Annotated in this window: 18 protein-coding genes; 15 read left to right on the forward strand and 3 right to left on the reverse strand. The window is 70.5% G+C overall.

Going from position 1 to position 18,330, the window contains the following annotated elements; translation table 11 throughout:
* The 7 genes from Aple_RS49580 to Aple_RS49610 all read left to right on the forward strand — a co-directional run.
* Positions 1–722 (forward strand): pectate lyase (locus Aple_RS49580; RefSeq protein WP_170322056.1); only part of this gene is annotated, 722 nt, incomplete at its 5' end.
* A gap of 131 nt (positions 723–853) precedes the next feature.
* Complete coding sequence (locus tag Aple_RS49585) at positions 854–3,382, forward strand: FtsK/SpoIIIE family DNA translocase (protein WP_155351775.1); 2,529 nt, start codon at positions 854–856, stop codon at positions 3,380–3,382.
* A 101-nt stretch (positions 3,383–3,483) separates the two neighbouring features.
* Positions 3,484–4,227, forward strand: coding sequence for a helix-turn-helix domain-containing protein (locus tag Aple_RS49590; protein WP_155351776.1), 744 nt, complete (start codon positions 3,484–3,486; stop codon positions 4,225–4,227).
* Between the two features lie 29 nt (positions 4,228–4,256).
* A complete protein-coding gene (gene rimO, locus Aple_RS49595; RefSeq protein ID WP_155351777.1) occupies positions 4,257–5,663 on the forward strand; it encodes a 30S ribosomal protein S12 methylthiotransferase RimO in 1,407 nt (468 codons plus the stop codon).
* 98 nt (positions 5,664–5,761) lie between these two features.
* A complete protein-coding gene (pgsA, locus tag Aple_RS49600; RefSeq protein WP_246265557.1) occupies positions 5,762–6,313 on the forward strand; it encodes a CDP-diacylglycerol--glycerol-3-phosphate 3-phosphatidyltransferase in 552 nt (183 codons plus the stop codon).
* Positions 6,310–6,798, forward strand: coding sequence for a CinA family protein (locus Aple_RS49605; protein WP_155351778.1), 489 nt, complete (start codon positions 6,310–6,312; stop codon positions 6,796–6,798). Before pgsA ends, Aple_RS49605 begins: the two co-directional genes overlap by 4 nt.
* Before the next feature lie 247 nt (positions 6,799–7,045).
* Positions 7,046–7,402, forward strand: coding sequence for a helix-turn-helix domain-containing protein (locus Aple_RS49610; protein WP_155351779.1), 357 nt, complete (start codon positions 7,046–7,048; stop codon positions 7,400–7,402).
* Here Aple_RS49610 and Aple_RS49615 read toward each other — a convergent pair.
* Positions 7,399–8,199 carry a DNA-formamidopyrimidine glycosylase family protein gene (locus tag Aple_RS49615; RefSeq protein WP_155351780.1) on the reverse strand — a complete coding sequence of 267 codons (801 nt, stop codon included), beginning with the start codon at positions 8,197–8,199 and terminating at the stop codon, positions 7,399–7,401. The genes Aple_RS49610 and Aple_RS49615 overlap by 4 nt on opposite strands.
* On the reverse strand, positions 8,199–8,663 hold the full coding sequence (locus Aple_RS49620; RefSeq protein WP_155351781.1) for an RrF2 family transcriptional regulator: 465 nt from the start codon (positions 8,661–8,663) through the stop codon (positions 8,199–8,201). The genes Aple_RS49615 and Aple_RS49620 overlap by 1 nt, the downstream gene beginning before the upstream one ends.
* 170 nt (positions 8,664–8,833) lie before the next feature.
* On the opposite strand from Aple_RS49620, the gene Aple_RS49625 reads away from it, so the two are divergent.
* From Aple_RS49625 to Aple_RS49635, 3 genes are read left to right on the forward strand one after another with little or no spacing between them, the layout of a single operon-like run.
* Positions 8,834–9,805: an ABC transporter ATP-binding protein gene (locus Aple_RS49625; RefSeq protein ID WP_155351782.1), complete on the forward strand. Its 972-nt coding sequence runs from the start codon at positions 8,834–8,836 to the stop codon at positions 9,803–9,805.
* A complete protein-coding gene (locus Aple_RS49630) occupies positions 9,805–10,593 on the forward strand; it encodes an ABC transporter permease (RefSeq protein WP_155351783.1) in 789 nt (262 codons plus the stop codon). Before Aple_RS49625 ends, Aple_RS49630 begins: the two co-directional genes overlap by 1 nt.
* A gap of 1 nt (position 10,594) precedes the next feature.
* Entirely contained in the window at positions 10,595–11,392 is a 798-nt protein-coding gene (locus Aple_RS49635) for an ABC transporter permease (protein WP_155351784.1), read from the forward strand.
* Positions 11,393–11,395: 3 nt separating this feature from the next.
* Here Aple_RS49635 and Aple_RS49640 read toward each other — a convergent pair whose 3' ends face one another.
* The gene (locus Aple_RS49640; RefSeq protein WP_170322057.1) at positions 11,396–13,276 is read right to left on the reverse strand and encodes an endonuclease/exonuclease/phosphatase family protein; all 1,881 of its coding nucleotides are present in this window, start codon (positions 13,274–13,276) and stop codon (positions 11,396–11,398) included.
* Positions 13,277–13,436: 160 nt separating this feature from the next.
* Here Aple_RS49640 and Aple_RS49645 point away from each other — a divergent pair, with 160 nt between their 5' ends.
* The 5 genes from Aple_RS49645 to Aple_RS49665 all read left to right on the forward strand — a co-directional run.
* Positions 13,437–14,615, forward strand: coding sequence for an ROK family transcriptional regulator (locus Aple_RS49645; RefSeq protein ID WP_155351786.1), 1,179 nt, complete (start codon positions 13,437–13,439; stop codon positions 14,613–14,615).
* Between the two features lie 85 nt (positions 14,616–14,700).
* Positions 14,701–16,329 carry a S8 family peptidase gene (locus Aple_RS49650; RefSeq protein ID WP_155351787.1) on the forward strand — a complete coding sequence of 543 codons (1,629 nt, stop codon included), beginning with the start codon at positions 14,701–14,703 and terminating at the stop codon, positions 16,327–16,329.
* Positions 16,326–16,946: an RNA polymerase sigma factor gene (locus tag Aple_RS49655; RefSeq protein WP_155351788.1), complete on the forward strand. Its 621-nt coding sequence runs from the start codon at positions 16,326–16,328 to the stop codon at positions 16,944–16,946. Before Aple_RS49650 ends, Aple_RS49655 begins: the two co-directional genes overlap by 4 nt.
* Entirely contained in the window at positions 16,943–17,380 is a 438-nt protein-coding gene (locus tag Aple_RS49660) for a carboxypeptidase regulatory-like domain-containing protein (protein WP_155351789.1), read from the forward strand. Before Aple_RS49655 ends, Aple_RS49660 begins: the two co-directional genes overlap by 4 nt.
* A gap of 35 nt (positions 17,381–17,415) precedes the next feature.
* The coding region (locus Aple_RS49665; protein WP_218038916.1) for a tetratricopeptide repeat protein at positions 17,416–18,330 on the forward strand (915 nt) is incomplete at its 3' end.

The following is an 18,330-nucleotide window of genomic DNA, read 5'->3' on the forward strand; positions in this document are numbered from 1 at the left end:
CCCCCTCGGTCACCCCGACCACGAACCCGCCTCTGCCGGGCTGGCCCAGCGCGAACGGGCAGCAGGCGGTGCCGACGACGATCAGCGTCAGCGGCACCCTGGACGGCGGGATGCGGCGTTACTACGGCACCGGCGACCTGGGCAGCGACAGCCAGGACGAGGACCAGGGCCCGATCTTCCAGCTGGCCAACGGCGCCACGCTGCGCAACGTCATCCTGGGCGCCCCGGCCGCCGACGGCATCCACTGCATGGGCACCTGCACGCTGCAGAACGTCTGGTGGGAGGACGTCGGCGAGGACGCCGCCACCTTCCGAGGCAGCTCCTCGTCCCAGACCATGACCATCGACGGCGGCGGCGCGCGACTGGCGTCCGACAAGGTCTTCCAGCACAACGGCCCCGGCACGATGTACATCAGGAACTTCCAGTTCCAGAACATCGGCAAGGTCTACCGCTCGTGTGGCAACTGCTCCACCCAGCACCAGCGGAATGTCGTGATCTCCAACATCACCGTCACCAGGCCCGCGGCGGCGATCGCCGGGATCAACACCAACTATGGCGACACCGCCCGCATCTCCGGCGTCACCATCGTCAACGACCCGAGCAGGGCGGTCGCGGTCTGCGAGAAGTACCGGGGCACCACCTCCGGTGAGCCCACCAAGATCGGCAGCGGTGCCGACGGCGTGAACTGCATCTACTCCGCATCCGACATCACCTACCGGTGATCCGCTGCTGAGAGCCGGTCGAGCGCCGGGCCCGCGTGGCGGGTCCGGCGCTCTTTCTCCTTCGCCTTTCTCGTCCGCCGGACGGCGTGCCGTCATGACTCCCGGAGGTCTCGCGTCGTACGTTGGTCATCATGGCCACCCGTGCGTCTGGAAGCGGATCCGGAAAGCGCCCTGCCCAGCGCTCCGGCTCTCGTCCGGCTGCCGCGAAGCGGACGCCATCACCCTCACAAAAGCGTGCGCCCGCGCGTCCCGCCGCCCGCAAAGCCGCGCCGAAACGGCCGGTCGGCACCGGGCAGGATCCGGTCAGCTGGGTCTTCATGATGATCGGCAAGCTGGTCATCGGGCTCTGGCTGCTGGTCGCCAACGCGATGGGCGGTGCCGTACGGTCGCTGGGACAGGGGGCGAAGGAGTTGGACCCCGTACACCGGCGCGACGGCGCCGGATTCGCCGTGCTGGCCGGATCGATCACGCTCGCGGCCTTGACCTGGCGGGACAAGAAGGGCGAGTTCGCCACCGTCGTCGACGCGATCGTGCACGGCGCGGTCGGGTCGCTGGCCTGGTCGGTGCCGGTGCTGATGGCGCTGCTGTCCTGGCGGTTCCTCCGGCATCCGGACCAGAACGCCGAGACCGGGCGCATGGGCATCGGGTGGGCCGCGCTGCTGGCCGGGATCCTCGGGGTCGTGCACGTGGCGCATGACACGCCGTACCCGTCCGGAGGGCCCGGGGACGGGATGGACAAAGTGTCGCAGGCGGGCGGCATGCTCGGGTTCGTGGTGTCGGCGCCGCCCGCCAGCATCCTGCCCGCGTTCGTGACCATCCCCCTGCTGCTGATGCTGTCCGGGTTCGGGGTTTTAGTGATCACGGCCACGCCGGTGCACCGGGTGCCGGAGCGGCTGTCGGAGATCCGGCATCTGCTGTTCCAGCGGCCCGCCGAGGGCAGCGCGCCGCCGTCCACGGCGCCGTCGCGCAAGCGTAAGCGGACCAAGCCGGAGCCGGAGGTGGGCGACCGGGTCAAGCCGTACGACACCCCGGTGATCAAGGAGAACTCGCCGGAGATCATGCCGGGGTTCGAGCCGGAGCCCGTGGCCGCGGCTCCGGAACCCCCGCTGTCGCCGCCGGAGCCGACGCCCGCGCCGCGCAAGGTCGAGCAGCTGGTGCTGTCACCGCAGGCCGGGCCGTACACGCTGCCGGACGCGCAGGCGCTGCGCCCGGGCAGCGCGCCCAAGGCGGAGACCAAGGCGAACAAGATCGTGGTGAACGCGCTGTCCAGCGTGCTGGAGCAGTTCGCCATCGACGCCCAGGTGATCGGTTTCACCCGGGGGCCGACGGTCACCCGCTACGAGATCGAACTGGGCCCCTCGGTGAAGGTGGAGAAGGTCACCGCCCTCGCCAAGAACATCGCCTATGCCGTTAAATCCGCCGACGTCCGGATTTTGTCCCCTATCCCCGGAAAATCCGCTATTGGGGTGGAGATTCCGAATACCGATAAGGATCTGGTGTCGCTGGGGGACGTGCTGCGCTCGCAGGTCGCCCTGGCCGACCACCATCCGATGATCGTCGGGCTCGGCAAGGACGTCGAGGGCCGCACGATAGTGGCCAACCTCGCCAAGATGCCGCACATCCTGATCGCCGGCGCGACCGGCGCGGGCAAGTCCACCTGCATCAACGGCCTGATCACCTCGATCCTGATGCGCTCCACCCCGGACGAGGTCCGGATGGTCCTGGTCGACCCCAAACGGGTCGAACTCAATATGTACGAGGGCATCCCCCACCTGATCACCCCCATCATCACCAACCCCAAGAAGGCCGCCGAGGCCCTCGAATGGGTGGTGGGCGAGATGGACCGCCGCTACGACGACCTCGCCGCGAGCGGCTTCCGGCACCTGGACGACTTCAACAAGGCGGTCCGCGCGGGCACGCTCGTGCCGCCGCCGGGGAGCGAGCGGGTCTACCAGCCGTATCCGTACCTGCTGGTGATCGTGGACGAGCTGGCCGACCTGATGATGGTCGCCCCGCGCGACGTGGAGGACTCCATCGTCCGGATCACCCAGCTGGCCCGCGCCGCCGGGATCCACCTGGTCATCGCCACCCAGCGCCCCTCGGTGGACGTGGTGACCGGCCTGATCAAGGCCAACGTGCCGTCCCGGCTGGCCTTCGCCACCTCCTCGCTGGCCGACTCCCGGGTCATCCTGGACCAGCCGGGCGCCGAGAAGCTGGTCGGCCAGGGTGACGCGCTGTTCCTGCCGATGGGCGCGAGCAAGCCGATGCGGCTGCAGAACGCGTTCGTCTCGGAGAAGGAGATCTCCGAGATCGTCGCCCACTGCAAGGCGCAGATGCAGGTCGAGTACCGCGACGACGTGGCCGCCTCGGCGGTGGCCAAGCGGGAGATCGACGAGGAGATCGGCGACGACCTGGACCTGCTGGTGCAGGCCGCCGAGCTGATCGTCACCACCCAGTTCGGCTCCACCTCGATGCTCCAGCGCAAGCTCCGGGTGGGCTTCGCCAAGGCGGGCCGCCTGATGGACCTGTTGGAGAGCCGGAACGTGGTGGGCCCCAGCGAGGGTTCCAAGGCCCGCGAGGTCAAGGTGAAACCCGACGAGCTGCCGGGCCTGCTGGCCGACCTGCGCGGCGGCGAACCCCCCGCAAATACCGACGCCTAGCCACTTTGTTGGACAAAGGGGACCCCGCTGCTCAACGCCGTGAAGGTGACTGATTGAATATGAACAACTACGCAACGTCGGGCGGCGGGAGGCGTTGACCTATGTCAATCGGGGCAATTCTGGCGGAGGCACGGCAGCAATCGGGACTGTCCGTAGCCGAACTGAGCGAACGCACACGGATCAGGGAAGCCGTGATCAACGCGGTGGAACGGGATGACTACTCCGTCTGCGGTGGCGACTTCTACGCACGCGGCCATCTGCGATCGATGGCCAAAGAACTCAACCTGGATCCGGAGGCGATAGTCCGGGAGTACAACGACTCGTACGGCGGGCTCCAGGTCCCGGTCCGCGCGTCGGAGATGTTCAAGGGCGACACCCCCATCAAGCTGTACGAGCGGCGCACGCCGAACTGGACCATGGCGATGGCGATCGCGCTGGGCATCGCGATGGTGTTCGGGCTGGTCCGGATCATGGGCTCGCAGTCGTCGCAGACGCAGACCGCGGCCAAGGCGGGCGCGGCGATACCCAAGGCTCCGGCCAAGCCGGCGCCCGCGCTGCCGCTCACCCGGCCGGTCACGGCGGTGGCCGACCTGGTCACCGTGAAGATCTCGGCCACCAGCGCGGCCTGGGTGAACGTCCGGGACGTCAAGGGCAAGATCCTGTACCAGGGCATGATGGCCTCGGGCGACTCGGAGACCTTCAAGGCCCGCAAGAAGATCAAGATGACCTTCGGCGACGCCGGGGCGATGCGCGTCGTGGTCAACGGCAAGGACCTTGGAGCTCCAGGAAGATCGGGACAGACGGTGCGTCGGACGTACGGGCCGGGGGTCCCGCGTCCCCGGTAGGTTCCGACTCCCGATACCGTAGTTTCATCATGTCTTCTCGCCGAACCGTATCGATGGTCACCCTGGGTTGCGCCCGTAACGAGGTCGACTCGGAAGAGCTGGCCGCGCGCCTGGAATCCGCGGGCTGGCAACTGGGGGACGATGACCCGGACGTCATCGTGGTGAACACCTGCGGCTTCATCGAGTCGGCGAAGAAGGACTCGATCGACACGCTGCTGGCGGCCGCCGACTCGGGCGCCAAAGTGGTCGCGGCCGGCTGCATGGCGGAGCGCTACGGGGCCGAACTGGCCGACGCGCTCCCCGAGGCCGCGGCCGTCATCTCCTTCGACGACTACACCGACATCGGCGGGCGACTCGACGACGTGCTCGCCGGTCGCCCGCTCAAGCCGCACTCCCCGCGCGACCGGCGCACGCTGCTGCCGATCAGCCCGGTCGAGCGGGTCAACGGCAGCGCGCACATCCCCGGCCACGGGGCGCTGCCGGCGGGCCTGGCCCCGGCCAGCGGCCCGCGGACGCTGCGCAAGCGGCTCAGCGGCGGCCCGGTGGCCTCGCTCAAGCTGGCCTCCGGCTGCGACCGGCGCTGCACGTTCTGCGCCATCCCGGCCTTCCGCGGGGCCTACGTGTCGCGCCAGCCCGACGATCTGGTCGCCGAGGCGGCCTGGCTGGCCGAGCAGGGCGTCCGCGAGCTCGTGCTGGTCAGCGAGAACTCCACGTCGTACGGGAAGGATCTGGGCGATCTGAGGGCGCTGGAGAAGCTGCTGCCCCGGCTGGCCGGGGTGGACGGCATCGACCGGGTCCGGGTCAGCTACCTGCAGCCCGCCGAGCTCCGTCCCGGCCTGCTCGACGTGATCGCCGCGACCGAGGGCGTCGCCCCCTACTTCGACCTGTCGTTCCAGCACGCCAGCGGCCCGGTGCTGCGCCGGATGCGCCGGTTCGGCGATCCGCAGCGGTTCCTGGACCTGCTGGCCCAGGTGCGCGAGCGCGCCCCCGAGGCCGGCGTGCGCTCCAACTTCATCGTCGGCTTCCCCGGCGAGACCGAGGCGCAGTTCGCCGAGCTCGCCGACTTCCTCACCGAGGCCAGGCTGGACGTCATCGGCGTCTTCGGCTACTCCGACGAGGACGGCACCGAGGCCGCCTCCTTCGACGGCAAGCTGGACCCGGACGAGGTCGAGCAGCGGGTGGCGGCCCTCACCGAGCTGGCCGAGGAACTGACCGCCCAGCGCGCCGAGGAGCGCATCGGCACCGAGCTGGAGGTGCTGATCGAGGAGGATCTGGGCGACGGCGGCTACGAGGGCCGCGCCGCCCACCAGGGCCCCGAGGTCGACGGGGCGGTCACCGTCCAGGGCATCGGCCTGCTGCCCGGCCAGATCGTCCGCGCCGTCGCGGTGGATTCGGAAGGGGTTGACCTGATCGCCCGTATCAAGGCTGGTTCGTGAGCGAGAGCAGCGAGCAGACCGCGCAGAAGTCCGGCGCCGAGGCCCCCATGGTCTCGGCGGCGGTTCCTGACGCGGTCGGCGGCCTGGAGGCGAGGCCGATGGTCAGCACCTGGAACATCGCCAACGCGCTCACCGTGGCGCGGCTGGCGATCGTCCCGGTCTTCATCGTCTTCCTGTTCGTGGACGGCCAGGGCTGGCGGATCGCCGCGCTGGCGGTCTTCCTGGTGGCCTCCCTCACCGACCAGCTGGACGGCTGGCTGGCCCGGCGCTACGGCCTGGTCACCGACTTCGGCAAGATCGCCGATCCGATCGCCGACAAGGCCCTGATCGGCTCGGCGCTGGTCTGCCTGTCGCTGCTCGGCGAGATCGCCTGGTGGGTGACCGCGGTGATCATCGCCAGAGAATTGGGCGTGACTTTGCTCAGGTTCGCGGTTATCCGGCATGGGGTGATTCCGGCCAGCTACGGCGGCAAGGTCAAAACCGTGCTGCAGATCCTGGCCATCGCGCTCTACATCTGGCCGGGCGTGCCCGACCTGGCCCGCTGGTCGGCGATGGCGCTGGCGGTGCTGGTGACCGTGGCCACCGGCCTGGACTACGTGTTCCGCGCGATCCGGTTGCGGCAGGTGGCGAGGAGGTCGCGGGCCGCATGACGGCTTCGGAGATCCTCGCGGCGCTGGTCGGCAGGCAGGCGACCGTGGCCGTGGCCGAGTCGCTGACCGGCGGCCTGATCGGCGCGGCCCTGACGGCGCCCAGCGGCGCGTCCGCGGCCTTCGCGGGGGGCGTCATCGCGTACGCGACGGAGCTCAAGGAGCGGCTGCTGGGCGTGCCCGGGGACCTGCTGGCCAGGGAGGGCGCCGTGCACCCGGCCGTGGCCGCCGCGATGGCGGCGGGGGTGCGCGCGCTGGCCCGGGCCGACTACGGCCTGGCCGTCACCGGCGTGGCCGGGCCGGACCCCCAGGACGGCCGGCCGGTCGGCACCGTGCACGTGGCCGTCGCCGGCCCGGAAAACCGGGTCTGGCACCGGGACCTGCTGCTCAACGGCTCGCGTGAGAACATCCGCGCGCACACCTGTCAGGAGGCGCTGGATCTACTTCTAGGTGTGCTGCAGGTCAATTCGGGGGAACATTCAGGATGATTACCGCGTTACGTCCCCAGCGAACATGCTCACCTCGGTCTGCCGCGGTGTCGCTCGATACAGGTACGGTGGAGCTGTGAGTGAGGTCCGAGAGCCATTGGCGAGGAGTAAGGCAAGGACGCGCCCGGCGAAGGGGCCGAGCGATCCCCTGATGACAGCGAGGAATATGTACGAAGGGCGAGGAAAGCGATACGAACCGACAACGCGGAACGTCGCACCGACGCCCGCGCCGGGGAGGGAGCGACAGATGGTCCTGCTGCGTCAGCTGCTCGGTGACGTCCTGCGGCGGCTGAGAGTGCGTCAGAGCCGCACGCTGCGCGAGGTTTCCACGCTGGCCCGTGTCTCTCTCGGCTACCTGTCCGAGGTGGAACGCGGTCAGAAGGAGGCATCCTCCGAGCTGCTTGCCTCGATCTGCGGCGCGCTGGGCGTTCCGCTGTCGCAGGTGCTTCGTGAAGTGTCCGATCAGTTCGCGCTCGCCGAGCTGCAGCACGCCCCGGTTCTGGCCGATGTGCCGGAGCACGAGCGGCTGCCGATCTCGGAGACCGTGCCTTCAGGTTCTGAGTTCGGGGACTTCCCCGAGGTCAAGGACATGGTGGCGGCCTAGCCCTGTTGGCAGGTCCGGCACCAGTAGACCAGCCGTTCGGCTGGTTGTGAGCCGATCTCTTTACTACTGACGGGATTTCCGCAGACACGGCAGGGGTGGCGTGCCCTGCCATAGACCCACATCGCACGCCCCGGCCTCGGATCACCGGTCGTCACCGGCCCAGGCCCTTCCTTGCTCGATTCCATGAGGCGGTGCGCGAGCTCGACCAGCTCCGCCAGGTCCGCCACCGATCCCATCGCACCGACCATCGCACCGACTTCGCGCCACGGCGACAGACGCGCCAGGAACAGCGTCTCGGCCCGCCAGATCGTGCCGATCCCCGCCAGGTTGCGCTGGTCCAGCAGCGCCTCCGCGATGGTGCGCCCGGGTTCCCTCGCCAGGTTGGCGGCGGCCCGTTCGGCGTCCCAGTCCGCGCCCAGCAGGTCGGGGCCCAGATGGCCGACGACCCGGTCCTCCCGCGCGGTCGGGAGCAGGTCGACCATGCCGAGCCGTACCCCGACGGCCTGCCATTCGGCGTTGGCCAGGATCAGGCGGATCACGTCGCCGCCGCGGACCGGCCGCCCGGCGGGGTGGATCCGCCAGCTGCCGTCCATCCGGAGATGGGTGTGCACGGTGAGGCCGCCCTCGACCCGGGTGAGCAGGTGTTTGCCGCGCGACTCGGTGCTCAGCACCCGGCGCCCGCGCAGGTCGGCGGTGGCGTATCGGGGCACCCGGAAGTCGGATCTGGTCAGCGCCCGGCCGTCCAGCGCCGCGCGCAACGTCTTCGCGGTGCGGTAGACCGCGTCCCCCTCGGGCATCAGACGGGGGTGTGGGAGTCCCAGGCCGAGGGGTCGTTGGACAGGTCGGTGACCCGCTTGGGCAGGTCGCCGCTGGCGATCTGGTCCAGCGTGACCTCTTCCAGGATGGCCCGCTCGCTGGCCCGCAGCGCGATCCACACCTGCTGGAGCGCCTGCGCCGCGCCCGTGTAGCCGACGTGTTCCGGCCGCTCGCCGCGCACGTTGGCCAGCGGGCCGTCCACCGCTCTGATAACGTCGGCCAGCGAGATCTGGGAGGCCGGGCGGGCCAGCACGTAGCCGCCCTCGGGCCCACGCTGGCCGCGCACCAGACCGGCCCTGCGCATCTGCAGCAGGATGTTCTCCAGGTACTTGGGCGGCATCTCCTGGCCCTTGGCGAGTTCGCCCACGGTGGTGGGGCCTTCCCCGGACGCGGCGAGCTCGGCGGCGGCGCGGAGGGCATAGTCGACACGGGCAGAAAGTCGCATGTAGTCGATTATCCCGCCTGGTTGGCCGTGGTTAGACGGAGGGCCCGCAAATCATGCGCCCGGACCGGAACCGGTGCTCGGGATCAATAGGGATATATCACCCAAAAAATGACATGCGCGCTACGGCGCGGGCTTGGTCTACTGGCCAGGTCCAGGGGAATGGGGGACGGATGACGGTCATCGCGGTGCGGGAGCTTTCGCGCCACTACCGGGTGCGGATCTCCGGCCAGCGGCGCGGTCTGCGGCGGCTGTTACGGCCGCGGCTGAGCACCGTGCCCGCGGTCCAGGACGTCTCCTTCTCCGTCGGCGCCGGGGAGATCGTCGGTTTCGTCGGCCCGAACGGCGCCGGCAAGACGACCGTGCTGAAATGCCTGTCCGGCGTGCTGCATCCGACCTCCGGCGCCATCGACGTGCTCGGCTTCACCCCGCACCAGCGGCAGCGCGATTTCCTGACGCGCATCACCCTGGTGATGGGCCAGCGCAACCAGCTGCTCTGGGACCTGCCGGCCTGGGACAGCTTCCTGGCCAACCAAGCGATCTACAGCATCGGCGCGGCGGACTTCCGTACGACGACCGACGAGCTGACCGAATTACTCTCCCTAGGCTCGGTGCTGCACAAGCCCGTCCGGCAGCTCAGCCTGGGCGAGCGAGCCCGGTGCGAACTCGCCGCCGCCATGCTGCACCGCCCGGCCGTGCTCTTCCTGGACGAGCCGACCCTGGGACTGGACTTCGACGCCCAGGACGCGGTCCGCTCCTTCGTCCGCGACTACGTCCGGCGGCATGCGGCGACGGTGCTGCTGACCAGCCACTACCTCGACGACATCACCTCGCTCGCGTCGCGGGTGCTGATCATCGGCAGCGGCCGGATCGCCTACGACGGGGCGCTGGGCGACCTGGTCGGGTTCGAGCACGAGGAGCGGGTGCTGACCGTCCAGCTGGAGACCGCCGAGCCGGTGGTGGTGCCGGGGATGGACTCGTTGCGCCAGGACGGGACCACGGTGGTGATCCGGGCCTCGCGCGCCGAGGCCAGCGCGGTGGCCGCGCACATCCTCAACCATTACCCGGTCAGGGACATCGCGATCGCCGGTCCGCCCCTCGACGACGTGCTCCGGAAGAAGATCACGAAGGCGGCCCGGGCCTGATGTGGCGGACCTATCGCGGCCTGATGACGGTCTCCTGGCGGGAGGCGATGGCCTTCCGGGCTGGACTGGTCGTCTACCTGCTCGGCTCCGTGTTCCCGTTCGCGATGATGGGCGTGTGGCTCACCGTCACGCGGCAGACCGATCCGGCTGGGCTGGACACCGGATATTTCATCTCGTATTACACGGCCGCAGCGATCGTCAACCAGCTCACCTCGGTGTGGGTGATAGCCACCTGGGACGACGAGATCCGCACCGGGCAGCTCAGCACCCGGCTGCTGCGCCCGCGCGACCCGGTGCACCATTTCCTCTGCCAGGAGGCGTGCCGCCGCGCGCTGGCCGGCGCGATCGGGATCGTCGCGCTGATCGTCGTCCAGGTGGCCGTGCCGGATTTCGGGCATCCGCGCTCGATCGGCGCGGCGGCGCTCGCGGTGCTGTCCGTGCTGGCCGCCTTCGCGCTGAACTTCCTGATGCAATGCGTCTTCGGCATGCTGGCGTTCTGGCTCACCATGGTCCGCCGCGTGTACGGGGTGTGGAGCGGGATCGGCTTCTTCCTCAGCGGCTGGGTCGCCCCCCTGGACACGCTGCCCGACGGGGTCCGGCTGATCGCGGAGCTGTCCCCGTTCGCGGCCACGCTCGCCACCCCGGTCCACGCGCTCACCGGCACCATCTCCGCCGCCGAGTCCCTGCGGCTGCTCGGCGTCGCGGCGATCTGGATCGTGATCCTGCTCGCGCTGTACCGCGCCCTGTGGTTCGCGGGCCTGCGCCGCTTCGACGCCGCGGGGTCGTGACATGAACCGTGCCCGTGAGTACGCGCGCATGCTCCGCGTCTTCCACCGCGACTCGGTCCGGGCGGAGATCGCCTATCGGGCCGACTTCGTGGCCGGTGTCGTGCTCAGCCTGTTCTGGCATACCTGGGCGGTGCTCGGGCTGGCGGTGTTCTACCAGTTCGCGACCGACATCGTCGGCTGGACGTTCCCCGAGGCGGTCGTCGTGCTGGGCATGTTCCTGCTGATGAACGGATTCCGGCAGCTCATCGTGTCGCCCAACCTGCGGCAGATGGCCGATCACATCAGGCTGGGCACGCTCGACTACCTTCTCCTCAAGCCGGTGAGCGCGCAGTTCATGGTCAGCCTGCGGCGGTTCAATCCGATCCTGTGGGTGGACTGCGTGATCGGCCTGGCGCTGGCCTTGGCGGGAGCGATCCTGCACGACGGTGTGCCCGGACCCGCCGCCCTCCTGCTCTTCGCCGTGACGCTGGCCGCGGCGTTGCTCATCGTGTACGGCCTGGGCGTGCTGCTCGTGGCCCTGGTCGTCATCACCGTGCAGGCCGAGGGCCTGGAAATCCTGGTACGGGGCGCGTTCGAGGTGGGTCGTTTCCCGGTCGACTTCTATGGCGGCGTCACCGCGTGGATCTTCACGTTCTTCGTGCCGATCGCCCTGATCACCGTCTTCCCCGCCCGGGCGCTGCTGGGCGACCTGCCGATCGCGGCCGCCGGCGCCTCCGTCGCCGCCGCGGCGCTCGTCCTGGCCCTCGCCACGCTGGTGTGGCGCGCCGCGCTGCGCTCCTACGAGGGCGCCAGCTCCTGAGGCTCAGCTCAGCCGAAGCCGGACGACCACCGGCAGATGGTCGGAGAACGGCACCCGGGGCACGGACGCCTGGACCACCTGCAGGCCGGGCGTGATCAGGACGTGGTCGATCCGCTTGACCGGGTTCTCGGCCGGGGAGGTCGGCGGATCGCCCTGGGCGATCAGCGGATCGGTGAACCCGGCGGCCTCAAGCACCCGCATCTCCGGATCGTCCTTGGTGGTGTTGAGGTCGCCCGCGAGGACCACCGGCCGGGGCGTCCCGCCGCTGGTCGCCGCCACCGCCGCCACCGCGGTGTTCCCGGCCGCGAGGCCCTGGGCCAGCGCCGCCACCTCGGGGGCCTGGCCTGGCGGGGCCTGCAGGTGGGTGTTGACGATGCCGATCTCGTGCCCGCCCACGGTCAGCACGATCGCCTGGGCCTGCGCGCCGGTCGGATGGTCGTGCTTGCCGAGCCGGTTCGAGACGGCCTCCCTGACCGGCAGGTTGGTGAGCAGGGCGTCGCCCCAGAGCCGGTCGGCGGCGGGCGCGAAGTAGTAGCGCATGCCGAGGCCCTGCGCGATCCGGTCCAGGTCGTCGTGGCCGCCGTTGAGCAGCCAGCCCCGGTCGACCTCGCTGAGCAGCACCACGTCGGGCCGCATCGTCCTGGCCCAGGCGGCGATCCGGTCCAGGTCGAGGGTGCCGGCCAGGCCGTACCCCATCCTGATGTTGTACGCGACGAGTGTGAACTCCCTCCCTTCCGCGGTCTGCGTGGCGGGGATGGTCCGCCAGGTCAGACCGGCGACCAGGAGCGGCGGCAGCAGCAGCCCGGCGAGCGTGCCGGAGACCAGGACCGGCAGCCTGATCCGGGGCGTCGGCACGAGGCCGCGGTCGAGCCGCCGTCCGACGCCGATCAGGGCGGCGGCCACGCCGATCACCATCGGCACGATCGTGTTGGGGAAGCCCAGGTCGGCGTCGTAGGAGGCGTAGAACGCGAACGTGGCGACCAGGAACACCAGCGTGCCCGCGAGCAGCATGGCTCCAGGGCGGTACCGTCCGGGACTCAGGGTGGCCAGGCCCAGGCATCCGCCCAGACCGGCCGCCAGCAGGATGGCCTGCGCGCTGCCGACCACCGGCGAGAAGACGCCGATCAGCAGCCCGGCCGGGAACAGCACCCGGTAGACGTGGACCGGCGCGTTCGCCAGGATTGGCGCGATCGCGAACGGGACCAGGCTGAGGCAGGCGACGCCCAGCGCCGCCACCGAGGCCGCCGCCGCGAACTCGTTGCTCCCGCCGGACCAGCTGCCGGTAATCGCTGCCCCCGGCCCCAGATACTGACCGGTCAGGAACAGGGCCGGGCCGAGCAGGAACCAGACGGCCGCCGGAGCAATGTCCTCTACCGGCTTGGCGAGGAGCGCGGACCACAGGAAGGCGGCCGGGACCGCGACGGCGGGGAACCAGGGGAACAGGCCGTCCTGCCAGATCAGGTCCATGTGGTCGATCGCGATGTGCAGCAGGCCGCTGAGACCGAGTCCCATCGTGATCCCGACCGGTACGGCCGCGCGGGCCAGCGTGCGGGCGCAGCCGAACAGGAAGAAGAGGCCGGCGCAGACGCTCGCGGCGGAGAGGTAGAGCTGCGGGGCGCCGCCGTCGGTGCCTTGGAGGGCGATCCTGGTGGCGGCGAGCACGGTGGCCCCGCTGAGCATGACCGCCCGGGGGCCAACGAACCGGGCGATCGCGATCGCGGTGAACGGGATCACGAACCAGAGGGCCGCGAACAAACCGAGTTGTTCTGGCGGGGTGTCGCCCGCCCGGCCGTAGAGGGTGATGAGGGACGGGAGAAAGACCCGCAGCGCGTCGAGAAGCAGCAGGAGGCCCAGGGTGAGGGCGGCGATCGGCCAGCGGGACATGAGCACTCCTCCGCGTTGGACATGAGTGATCCTTGTAGCCCGCAGGTGTGGTATCAAGAGCCAATTTCCGGACCGCCGCCGAGTCGCTAAGCTGGCAGGAAACTTTGTTGATATTTTCGCAAGCTGCGTTAACCCGGGGGCGATCATAGAAAGCAGGAGCATGGAGCGACGTCCTGGCGTGCCCAGGCTGCTCCGGGAGATCAACGACCGGGCCGCGCTGGAATTGCTGCTTGCCTCAGGACCGCTGACCCGGGGGCAGATCGGCGACCTGACGGGCCTGTCCAAGGTCACCGCGTCCCAGACGTTGTCCCGCCTGGAGGAGCGCGGCCTGGTCGAGGTGGTCGGCGAGCAGGCGGGCAACCGGGGGCCGAACGCGGCGCTTTATGGGGTGATCGCCTCGTGTGCGTACGTGGCGGGCCTGGATGTGGGGCCTGAGTTCGTCACCGCCGCCATCGCCGACATCAACGGCGACGTGGTCGCCGAGGTGACCGCCGCCCCGAACGGTCACGACGACCCGGTCTCGGTGGTGCACAACGCCGTGGTGAAGGCGTGCAGGTCGGCCAAGGTGGCGCTGTCCCGGCTGCGCGGCGTGGTGATCGGCACGCCCGGCGTGGTCGACCCGCGCACCGGCGACGTGCGCTTCTCCTTCGACCTGCCGGACTGGCACGAGGGCATCCACGAGGCGCTCGCCCGGGACCTGCGCCGGGACGTCACGATCGAGAACGACGTGAACCTGGTCGCCATCGCGGAACGCGCCAAAGGCGCGGCTCAGCGGGCGGACGACTTCGTGCTGCTCTGGGTCGGCCGCGGCATCGGCCTCGCCGTCGTGCTCGGCGGGCGGCTGCACCGCGGCCGGTCCGGCAGCGCGGGCGAGATCGGCTACCTTCCGGTGCCCGGCGTCCCCCTGGCCGAGGACATCAGGGCCACCCCTGGGCGGCTGCCGTCCCTCGCGGGCGGCCTGCAGTCCCTGGTCAGCTCGGAGGCGGTCATCGAACTCGCCGCCGAGTACGGCTTCGCCGCCGACACCGCCGCCGAAGCCGTCACCGCGGCGGTGGAGGCCGACGAGGGCGGCGACCGGCTGCTGGACGAGATCGCCTCCCGGCTGGCTCTGGGCGTCGCCTCCGTCTGCGTCGTCCTGGACCCCGGTCTGGTGGTGCTGGCCGGGGAGGTCGGCCAGGCGGGCGGGGTCTCGCTGACCGGCCGGGTGGAGCAGGCCGTGGCCCGGATCTGCCCGATTCGCCCCCAGGTGGTCACCAGCGAGGTGACCGGCAGCCCGGTTCTGCGCGGCGCGGTGATCGCCGCCCTGGAGCAGGCCCGCGAGGAGATCTTCGCCTCCTGATGGTGTGATGGATTCGTTACCCGCTGGGGGTATTTGACGCAGGGGGCCGCTCTCTCTTCTGTGCGGAGAAGAGATGGAGGTCCCTATGTGGACGATTGACTACCAGGGGGAGCTGGAGCCGGAGGCTCCGGACGCCGGTGCGGCCCTGGTCTTCCCGCGCGAGATCCTCGACGCGCACGGCGCGCGCGTGCTGAACCCCGCCACCGCGCCGCTCGGGCCGGGCAGCGTGGTGCCGGATTCCACCGTTTATCACGCTGACATGTTGCTGGTGCCGACGCAGGTGCTCGCCGATGGGGCGGTGCGGGCGTGGTTCACGGCGGCGCTCGACGAGCTGGGGCTGGCGCCGGACCTGCCGGAGGATGTCGGGAACGATCCACGCGAGGAGCCGCTCCAGTGGCGCGCGGTCGTGCTGCGGGTGACCCGCGGCGTCGCCGAGGTGGACGCCTGGGCGGTCGTGCAGCATCTCCGGACCCGGCTGCCCGTGGACTCCCCGGTCCATGGCGGTCTCGACGGGATCCCCCGCCGCATCCTCGAATTCGGCGGGAGGATCGGCCTCAACCACCTGCTGGTGGGGTCGGCCGTGATCGGCGGCGAGCCGGTCACCGACGGCCACGGCCTCCCTGGCGACACCCCGGGACGGGCCGGATTCGGCTACGCGACACGGTGCCCGGTCCAGGTCGTGTGGCCCAAACCGGTCCCCGACCCGGCGTTCACCGGGCGGGCGCCCGTCGTGGCCCTCATCGACAGCGGCAGCGCGCCGCACGACTGGTTCGACTGGCAGGACGAGCCGTGGCGGGGCCACCAGTTCCTGGTCAGCTCCAAGGCCCAGCGGAAGATCGTCGACGGCACTCCCGTCAACGCCGCCCGGCCGCAGCAGGTGCCGGCCATCGAAGGTCACGAAGACCGGCCTGTCTCGGGGCGGCCGCTGCTCGGCCTGGTCAACGCCCAGGCGGGGCACGCCACCTTCGAGGCGGGGCTGATCCACCAGATCGCGCCGGAGGCCCGGATCCTGAACCTGCGTGCGATGTTCGCCGACGGCCTGGTCTCCGAGCACGCCCTGCACCTGGCGCTGGAATACGTGCTGGAACTGGTCGAGGCCAACCAGCGCGACGCGAACACCGGGCTCTTCGTGGACGTGGTGTCGCTGTCGTGCGGTTACTTCAACGAGAACCGCGACGATCGCGTCTACACGCAGTCCGTGGAGCGGCTGGTGGACGAGATCCGCTCGAAGGGCGTGATGGTGGTCGCCGCGGCCGGGAACTACGCCGCGACCAAGGCCTTCTACCCGTCGGGGCTGGCCGGGCTCCCGGACCAGGAGAAACGGCCGTTCGAGCGGGCGCCCATCTTCGGGGTCGGCGCGAAGAACCCGAACGGCAGCATCGCGATCTTCAGCAACGGCGGCGCGGCGATCAAGTACTACGCCCCGGGGGCGATGCTGATCAGCACCTTCCCGCCGGGCATCCGCGGCTCGGCCGAGCCGGAGCTGGAGCTCAGAGGCACCAGGAACGGGCGGCCGTGGATCCGCGAATCCTACGACCCCGACGACTTCCGCAGCGGGTTCGCGCTCTGGAGCGGCACTTCGTTCGCGGCCCCCATCGTGGCGGGCCAGGTGCTCGCCCACCTGATTCGCGATCACGGCGCGCAGCTCGCGGACGTGAGCGTGGACGCCGCACTGACGAGAGGAACGGCGATCGTGAAGAAACTCCAGCAATGACCGCGCCGCCCGAACCCGTCGAAACGGCTGATCGCGGTCATGAGCGCCGCGATCGACTGGCCGGGCTGCTGGCGCGTGCCCAGGCGGGGGAGAGGGCCGCCTGGGACGAACTGGTCACAGGGCTCACCCCGATGCTCTGGCATGCCGCGCGCGGCCAGGGCCTCGGGTACGAAGCGGCCCAGGACGTGGTGCAGACCACCTGGCTCGTCCTGGTCCGTCGCCAGCACTCGATCAACTCTCCGGGGGCGTTGATCGAGTGGCTGGTGACGACTACGCGCCGGGAGGCGTGGCGCGTGCGGGCCAGGGAACGTTCCGCTGACCTGCTCGACGATGAAACCCTGGACGATGTCAAGGATCAGGTCGCCCTGCCGGAGGAGCTGCTGCTCGAAGACGAGCGCCGCCAGGCGCTGTGGCGGGCGGTGGGTTCGCTGCCGCGGCGCTGCCAGGTCCTGCTGCGGGTCATCGCCTTCGCGCCGCGTCCGCACTACGACGCGGTGGCGAAGGCGCTGGAGATGCCGGTGGGCAGCATCGGCCCGACCCGGAGCCGATGCCTGGCCAAGCTGCGCGGCACGTTGGCCGCCGACTCGTCCTGGAATCCTGACTGGAGGGCACCATGAGCGAGCAGGATGAGTTCGTGGTGGCGGAGCTCGGACGGCTCTACGCGCGCGTCGATCCGGTGCCGCCCGGCCTGATCGAGAGGATCACGTTCGCGCTGGAGCTGGAGTCCGGCGAGGTGCTGCGGCCCCGGGAGGAACTCGCCGCCGGGGTCCGCGGCGGCGAAAGCCGGACGATCACCTTCGACAGCCCTGCGCTGAGCGTCATGATCGATATCGCCGAGCGGCAGGACGGCATGGTTCGGGTGGACGGCTGGCTCGCGCCGCCTGGTGCGCATCTGGTCGAACTGCGCGGCCCGCAGGGGGTGAGTACGGCGCTGGCCGACGCGGACGGCCGGTTCGTTCTGGACGAGGTCCCGCGTGGGCTGGTCCAGATCGTGGTCCGGGCCGCCGAGGGGAGCGAACCGCTCGCGCTGACTCCCTCGATCGTGGTCTGACTCCCGTGGCACCGGAAAGCCAGGCGCCTGGCTTCATGGCCGAAGCGGTAGGACGCCGGGAGGAAGCTGAGCGGCTCTACGCGCAGGGCACCGCCGCCACCTCGGCCGGTCGTCCCGCGCTCGCCGCGCGGCGGCTGCGGCGCGGCCTCAACCTGCTCGCGGACGGCGACCCGCTCGCGGGCCGGATGCTGATCAGCCTGGCCCACGCCGAAGCCGAGCAGGGCCACACCCAGCTCGGCCTGAACCTCCTGGCGACAGCCGAGAAGCGGGCCGCCCCCGCCGACCGCCCCGTGGCGCGGGCCCAGCGCGGCCTGATGCTGCTCCGCCTCGGCCGGACCGTGGAGGCCCTGCGCGAACTCGACGCCGCCGTGCCAGAACTCGCCAGGTACGACCCCGTGGAACTGGCGCGGATCCTGCTCAACCGGGCCGTCATCCACATCGACCTCGGCAGGATCGCCCACGCCCGCGACGACCTGCGACGCAGCGCACAACTCGCCCGCGCCCAACGACACGAGATCCTCACCGTCAAAGCCCTCCACAACGACGGCTACTGCGACCTCCTGGTCGGCGACATCCCCAGCTCCCTGGCCGTCTTCGCCGAAGTCGAACCCACCTACCGCCGCCTCCTCCCCGGCCTCCTCCCCCTACTGGCCCTCGACCAGTCCCGCGCCCTACTCTCGGCCGGCCTAGCAACCGAAGCCGGCCGCCGCCTAGACGAAACTCTCCCCCAGTTCCGCCGCCAACGCCTCCTCCAGGACTACGCCGAAGCCGAACTGGCCCGCGCCCGCGCCGCCCTAGACGCAGGCGACCCCACCAACTCAATCACCTGGTCCCGCCGCGCCGAATCCCACTTCCGCCACCGCAGCAGCCTCCCCTGGGCCCTCCGCGCCGCTCTCATGCGCCTACACGCCGAATTCGCCCAGGCAACGGTGGATCTCCCACCCACCCAC

The organism is Acrocarpospora pleiomorpha (assembly GCF_009687885.1).
GTDB classification, from domain to species: Bacteria; Actinomycetota; Actinomycetes; order Streptosporangiales; family Streptosporangiaceae; genus Acrocarpospora; species Acrocarpospora pleiomorpha.